Consider the following 6,455-nt stretch of genomic DNA (forward strand, 5'->3'; position numbering starts at 1 on the left):
ACGTGCCGCGCTGCGCGATGGGCTGGTGGACGTCGACGGCGCCCGGATCGCCGAGGCCACCGAGCAACTGCGCCATCGCACCCGGGCCACCCTGCACGACCGGCTGCACCGGGTGCGGATGGCCGGTGGACTGGCCGTGCAGGCGGGTCTGGCCGCCGGACTGGCGTACCTGATCTCGCACAAGGTGCTCGGCAACCCGCAGCCGGTCTTCGCGCCGATCTCCGCGGTCGGCACCCTCGCCGCGTCGGTCGGCCAGCGGTTCCGCCGGACCGTCGAGCTGATCGCCGGGGTGGGGATCGGAGTGGCCATCGGTGACTTCCTGATCTACCTGCTCGGCACCGGGGCCTGGCAGCTCGGCCTGGTGGTCACTGTCGCGATCCTGTTCACGATCTTCGCCGGGGCGAGCGTCGCCATCGTCATCCAGGCGGCGGCCACGGCGGTGCTGATCGTGACGTTGAGCCCGTCCACCCAGAATCTGGAGATCCCGCGCTTCGTGGACGCCTTCCTCGGTGGCGGTGTCGCGCTCCTGGTGACCGCAGTGCTGCTGCCGCTGAACCCGCTCCGGGTGATCAACCGGGCCGCCCGGCCGGCGCTGGACCTGCTCGCCGCCCAGCTCGACGCCACAGCTGACGGGTTACGCAGTCGGGACCGCGCCAGCGTCCAGCGTGCCCTGGATCGGCTGCGTAACAACAAGGAGGAACTGGCCACGTTGGCCGAGGCGATCGAGGGGGCGAAGGAGACCGCCACCCTCTCCCCGGCTCGCTGGCACCGCCGCAGCGAGCTGATCCACTACGCGGAGGCGGCCGACCCGGTCGACCGGGCGATGCGCAACACCGGCACGCTGATCCGCAGGTCCGTCACGCTGATCGAGGACGAGGAGCCGGTGCCGGATCCGATGCCCGCCGCGATCGGCCACCTCGCAGAGTCGGTCCGGCTGCTCAAGCACGAGTTCGCCGCCGGCGAGGAGCCGGAGAAGGCCCGGGAACTGTCGCTGCGGGCGGTGAGCGAGGCCGGTCGGGCGTACGGCGACGGCGTCGGCTTCTCCGGCAGCGTGGTCGTCGCCCAGATCCGGACCACCGCCAGCGACCTGCTGGTGGCCTCCGGGATCGAGCAGGAGGAGGCGAACCGGTGGATCCGCACCGCCTTCGGGGAGCAGGAGCGGCCGATCGGTGAGGCGGCCGAGCCGGGCGAGGCGCCGAAACCCCCTACCGCCCCGCCCGTCGGATGACCCCTCAGCCCAGTTCGGCAAGCGCGGCGAGCAGCCGGTCGACGTGCGCCGCCGTGCTGCCCAGGCCGATGCTGGCGCGCAGCGCGGTGGGCGGCAGGTCCCGACGGCCGGTACGCCCCGCCGCCTCGGCGAGCAGCCGCCGGGCCAGCGGGTGGGCGCAGAACAACCCGTCGCGTACGCCGATCCGGTGCCCGCTGGCCAGCCGCGCGGCCACGTCTGCGGAGTCCCGGCCGGCGACCACGAACGAGACGATGCCGACCCGGGGTGCGTCCGAGCCGAAGGTGCGCAGCTCCACCACGTGTGGCAGGGCCTCGATGCCGGTCCGCAGCCGTGCCAGCAGCGCCTGCTCCCGGTCGGCCAGGGCGACCCGGTCTGCCGCGCCGAGCGCCGCGCACACCGCCGCCAGCGCGACCGCGCCGAGCAGGTTCGGGGTGCCACCCTCGTGCCGGGCCGGACCGGTCGCCCAGGTCACGTCGTGGGTGGCCGGGCCGACGTGGCTGGTGGCACCCCCACCCGCCAGGTACGGCGGGGCGGCGTCCAGCCAGTCCGCCCGGCCGATCAGCACGCCCGTGCCGAACGGCGCGTACAGCTTGTGGCCGGACACGGCCAGGTAGTCGACGTCCAGCGCGAGCAGGTCGACCGGGGCGTGCGGGGCGAGTTGCGCGGCATCGAGCACGATCCGGGCACCGTGCCGGTGCGCCACCCGGGCCAGCTCGGCGACCGGCCACCGCTCACCTGTCACGTTGCTCGCACCGGTCACCGCCACCAGCACCGGCAGCGCCGGGTTGCTGCCCCGGCGCAGCTCGCTGAGGGCGGCGGCGAGGGCGCGTACCGCCCCGGCGGGATCGGCGGGCACCGGCAGCCGTACCGAGCCGCGCGGCCAGGGCAGCAGGTTGGCGTGGTGCTCGCCGGCGAAGGTGACCACCGTGGTGCCGGTCGGCAGGGACCGGGCCAGCAGGTTGAGCGCGTCTGTGGTGTTGCGGGTGAAGATCACGTGATCGTCGGCGCGGGCGCCGAAGAAGTCGCCGACCGTCTGCCGGGCCCGCTCGTAGGCGAGGGTGCAGCGCCGCGACAGCGCGCCCGCGCCGCGATGCACGCTTGCGTACCAGGGCAGTAGCTCGGCCACCGCGTCGGCGGCGGCCCGCGCGCACGGCGCGCTGGCCGCGTAGTCCAGGTTGATCTCACCTGGCACGCCGAGGACGTCCAGCGGCGCTGACGGCGCGGGCGCGACAGTGGGCAGGGCGGGCAGCGAGGGAACGAGGGTGACGGGCATGCCGGAACCTCCGGGGTCAGGGACCCCGGGTGCGGCATCGGGACGGGGTCCGCGCTTGCCCAGCACACCGATCGGGCTGGGCCCGGTCATCACCCGGGGCACCCCACCGCGAACTCGACGAGGGTTGCCGGCCAGCAAGCCGGGGCTGAACGCTGGCACTCGTGACCTGCCGGCAGCATAGCGGCAACCGATGCGACCGGACCAGCCGGCGGCCGATGGCTACGCTGACGGCATGGCCGACATCCCGCCCGGTACGCCCCTGCCGTCGTCGCCCGCACCCGCGGCCCCGTCCGTCGGCGAGGCGCCCCGGATGCCGCGACGTCGGCTGGGCTGGCGGCGGTTCCTGGCGTTGGCCGGGGTGGTGCTGCTCATCGCCGCCTGCGCGGTGTTCATGGTCTTCACGCTCGGCCAGTCGCTCGGCGCGCAGGCCCTGCTGATCGGCGTTGCCGCCGCCGTCCTGCCGGTGCCGGTGCTTGTCGGCTGCTTCCTCTGGCTGGACCGGTACGAGCCGGAGCCGCTGAAATACCTCATCTTCTGCTTCGCCTGGGGCGCGTTCGTCTCCACCGCCGCCTCGCTCACGGTAAACGACTTCGCCGCCAATCGGTTCGCCGACTGGGGGCTGCCCGACGCGCTCACCGGCGTGCTGGTGGCGCCGTTCATCGAGGAGTTGACCAAGGCACTGGGCCCGATCCTGCTGCTGGTGTTCCGTCGGCGTCAGTGGTCCGGGATCACCGACGGCCTGGTCTACTGCGGCCTGTCCGCGGTCGGCTTCGCCATGGTGGAGAACATCCTCTACCTGGGTGGGTTGGGCTACGCGGCCGGCGCCGACCGGTACGGTCCGGTGACCGGCATCAACCAGGTCATCTCGATCTTCATCCTGCGGATCCTGCTGTTCGGGTTCGCCCATCCGCTTTTCACCTCGATGACCGGTGTGGGGTTGGGCATCGCGGCGCGGACGGCGGACCGTCGGGTCCGGGTGCTCGCCCCGATCGCCGGCCTGCTGCTGGCGATGATGTTGCACGGCACCTGGAACCTGCTGCCCACGCTCACCCAGGCCACCGGCCAGGCGTTGATCATGCTGTACGGCTTCCTGGGCCTGATGGTGCCTGTCTTCTTCGGCATGGTGGGTTTCGCGGTGTGGCTGCGCGCCTGGGAGGGGCGGCTCACCGAGCGGACCCTGCCCGACTACGTCCGGGCCGGCTGGCTGAGCCCACCCGAGGTGGCGGCGTTGAGCAGCCTCGGCCGGCGGCACGCGGCCCGCAGTTGGGCGCGGCGGGTGGCCGGCGACGCCGGGGTGCGGGCGATGCGCGGCTACCAGTCCGCCGCCACCCGCCTGGCCCTGCTGCGCGACGGCTCGCTCCGCGGCCTGGACCGCAAGCCCGCCGACCAGGAGCGGACCGCGCGGGAGGAGCGGGAGTTGCTTGACGCGATATGCGGGTACCGGTCGTTCTTCGCCGGCCGGGACCCGCAGGCCCCGACGGGAGTCTGGGACGGCACCCGCTACCACCTGCGTTTTCCAGACGGTACGCAGCGCCCGGTGGACGCCCCGGATGAGCCGGTGGTGCCGATCCCGGTGGTGCTGGCCCCGGCGCCGCCGGCGGGCTACGCCCCGCCCGGCTGGCCCGGCCTGCACTCGGCGCAGCCGTGGCCGCCGGGTCGCCCCTGACGGGTTGCCCCGGCCGGCGGCCTCAGGTCATCAGCGAGGTGAGGAAGTCACCGAAGCCCTGGAACATCGCCATCAGCGCACCACCGATGGCTTTGAAGATCTGCGCCGCACCGTCCGGCCGGAAGGCCATGAAGTAGATCAGGAACGCGACACTGCCCCAGGTCAACAGCTTCTTCACGAATACCGGCATCGTCCCTCCCCAGGGCCACGGTCGCCGGATGGCTTCCCGTCGTGCGGCCTGGCAAACGATGCGCGGTGCGGCCCGTTGGCCGGGGGAGGTGCGTCAGAGGTAGAGGCCGGTGGAGTCGTTCTCGATCCGCTCGGCGGCCACCGCGTGCACGTCGCGCTCCCGCAGCAGCACGTACCCGCGGCCGTGCAGCTCGACCTCGGAGCGGTCGTCCGGGTCGAACAGCACCCGGTCGCCGGAGACGATGGCGCGCACGTTCGGCCCGACCCCGACGGCGGTGGCCCAGGCGAGGCGTTTGCCGACCTGGGCGGTCGCCGGGATGACGATGCCAGCTGTGGAACGGCGCTCGCCCTCGCCGCCCTCCATGCGCACCAGCACACGGTCGTGCAGCAGCCGGATCGGCAGGCCGGCGTCGAGATCGTTGTCGGCGGTCACGTCGCAGACGCTACCGTGTGGCCGACGGCGGACCGTCGGTGGTTAGGCGGGTGGTGCCGAGGGCATTGTGTGGCGGAACTGCCCTACGGTGTCGGCAACGGACGTATGCTGTCCGACCTGCCGCCGTGGGCGGGCCGGCTTCTTCTGCCAGGAGGTGCGCTTGAGCCGCTTCGAGCGGGTACGCGGCCGACTCCGTCGCGCCTACCGGTCGCGAAAGGAGTCGGCGTGGGTCGACGAGGGCACCCCGAGCGACGAGTTGAGTGAGGTGTCGGACGAGGCCCGGGTGGCGTCTCCGGCCGTGCCGGGGCCGACCGCGCCGCCGACCGCCTCGGTCTACGGCGCGGAACCGCCGGTGGACCTGCACAGCTCGACCTCCAGCCGCGACGACGCCGACGTCCCGCACGGGCTGCGGATCGCCGCCGCGTGGTGCTGGCGGCTGATCGTGATCGGTGTGGTGGCCTGGGCGCTGCTCAGGATCGTCAGCACCGTCAAGATCGTGATCATTCCGCTGGCCATCGCGCTGCTGCTCTCCGCGTTGCTCGCGCCGGCGGTGGGCTGGTTGTTGCGGGCTCGCCTGCCCCGGTCGCTGGCGACGGCGGTGGTGCTTGTCGGCGGTCTCGTCGCGGTGATCGGCACGTTGACGCTCGTGGTGAACGAGTTCATCCGGGGCGTGCCGGAGCTGAGCGAGAAGTCCTCGGAGGGCGTCCGGCAGATCCAGAACTGGCTGAAGACAGGGCCGCTGCACCTCTCCGACACCCAGCTCGACCGCTACATCGACGAGGCGCAGAGCTGGATCAACAACAACACCTCCCGCTTCACAAGCGGTGCCCTGAGCACCGCCGCCACGCTTGCCGAGGTGCTGACCGGCACGCTGCTTGTGCTCTTCGCGACGTTCTTCTTCCTGCGCGACGGCAACCGGATCTGGCGCTTCCTGGTCCGGCTGTTGCCGGTGGCCGCCCGGTGGAAGGTCGACGACGCGGGCCGGGCCTCCTGGCAGACGCTCGTCGCCTACGTACGCGCGACAGTCCTGGTGGCCTTCATCGACGCGGTCGGCATCGGCATCTTCCTGGTCATCTTCGACATCCCGTTCGCCTTCCCGCTGGCCGCGCTGGTCTTCCTCGGGGCGTTCATCCCGATCGTCGGTGCGGCGCTCTCCGGCGGCGTGGCGGTGCTGGTGGCCCTGGTCGACAGCGGCCCGGTCACCGCGTTGATCATCCTGGGTGTGGTGATCGGGGTGCAGCAGGTGGAGGGGCACGTGCTCCAGCCGCTGATCATGGGCCGGGCGGTCGCCCTCCACCCGCTCGCGGTGATCATCGGCATCGCCGCCGGGGTGGTACTCGCCGGCATCACCGGTGCGCTGGTCTCCGTGCCGCTGATCGCGGTGCTGAACACCGCGGTCCGCCGGCTCGCCGCCCGCAGGGTCCCGGACACCCCACCCGACGCAGTGGTCGTCGCCTCCCAGGCACCCTGACCGGCCCGCGCGCCCCCGCGCGCCCCCGCGCGCCCCCGCGCGCCCCAAGATCGCGCAACAACATGGAAAGAGTGGCCTCCCGTAACGGGGAGGCCACTCTTTCCATGTTCGTGCGTGACCAAGCGGGCTGGCGACGCAGCGCAGGCGCCGGCCGGGGAAAACGCCGCGCGGGGCGGCCGGGGCCCGCGAGGCGGG

The 6,455-nt window shown here is 72.9% G+C and carries 6 protein-coding genes and 1 riboswitch; of the genes, 3 read left to right on the forward strand and 3 right to left on the reverse strand.

From position 1 onward, the window contains the following. The first annotated feature begins 25 nt into the window (after positions 1 to 25). On the forward strand, positions 26 to 1,228 hold the full coding sequence (locus AB0B85_RS18605; protein WP_357408806.1) for an FUSC family protein: 1,203 nt from the start codon (positions 26 to 28) through the stop codon (positions 1,226 to 1,228). 4 nt (positions 1,229 to 1,232) lie between these two features. On the opposite strand, the gene AB0B85_RS18610 is transcribed toward AB0B85_RS18605, so the two are convergent. Then, positions 1,233 to 2,501: an aminotransferase class V-fold PLP-dependent enzyme gene (locus AB0B85_RS18610; RefSeq protein WP_357408788.1), complete on the reverse strand. Its 1,269-nt coding sequence runs from the start codon at positions 2,499 to 2,501 to the stop codon at positions 1,233 to 1,235. A gap of 46 nt (positions 2,502 to 2,547) precedes the next feature. Continuing rightward, positions 2,548 to 2,668: riboswitch (SAM riboswitch) on the reverse strand. Between the two features lie 23 nt (positions 2,669 to 2,691). Here AB0B85_RS18610 and AB0B85_RS18615 point away from each other — a divergent pair. After that, complete coding sequence (locus AB0B85_RS18615; protein WP_357408791.1) at positions 2,692 to 4,167, forward strand: PrsW family intramembrane metalloprotease; 1,476 nt, start codon at positions 2,692 to 2,694, stop codon at positions 4,165 to 4,167. Positions 4,168 to 4,189: 22 nt separating this feature from the next. On the opposite strand, the gene AB0B85_RS18620 is transcribed toward AB0B85_RS18615, so the two are convergent. Both AB0B85_RS18620 and AB0B85_RS18625 read right to left on the reverse strand, forming a co-directional pair. After that, positions 4,190 to 4,357 carry a hypothetical protein gene (locus tag AB0B85_RS18620; protein ID WP_357253742.1) on the reverse strand — a complete coding sequence of 56 codons (168 nt, stop codon included), beginning with the start codon at positions 4,355 to 4,357 and terminating at the stop codon, positions 4,190 to 4,192. A gap of 93 nt (positions 4,358 to 4,450) precedes the next feature. Further along, positions 4,451 to 4,789 (reverse strand): co-chaperone GroES, encoded by a 339-nt coding sequence (locus AB0B85_RS18625; protein WP_357408793.1) that lies wholly within the window; start codon positions 4,787 to 4,789, stop codon positions 4,451 to 4,453. Positions 4,790 to 4,949: 160 nt separating this feature from the next. Between AB0B85_RS18625 and AB0B85_RS18630 the strand changes: the two genes are divergently transcribed. Beyond that, positions 4,950 to 6,260 carry an AI-2E family transporter gene (locus tag AB0B85_RS18630; RefSeq protein WP_357408795.1) on the forward strand — a complete coding sequence of 437 codons (1,311 nt, stop codon included), beginning with the start codon at positions 4,950 to 4,952 and terminating at the stop codon, positions 6,258 to 6,260. Positions 6,261 to 6,455: the final 195 nt, after the last annotated feature.

The sequence above is a fragment of the Micromonospora sp. NPDC049044 genome, assembly GCF_040649215.1.
Taxonomy (GTDB): domain Bacteria; phylum Actinomycetota; class Actinomycetes; order Mycobacteriales; family Micromonosporaceae; genus Micromonospora.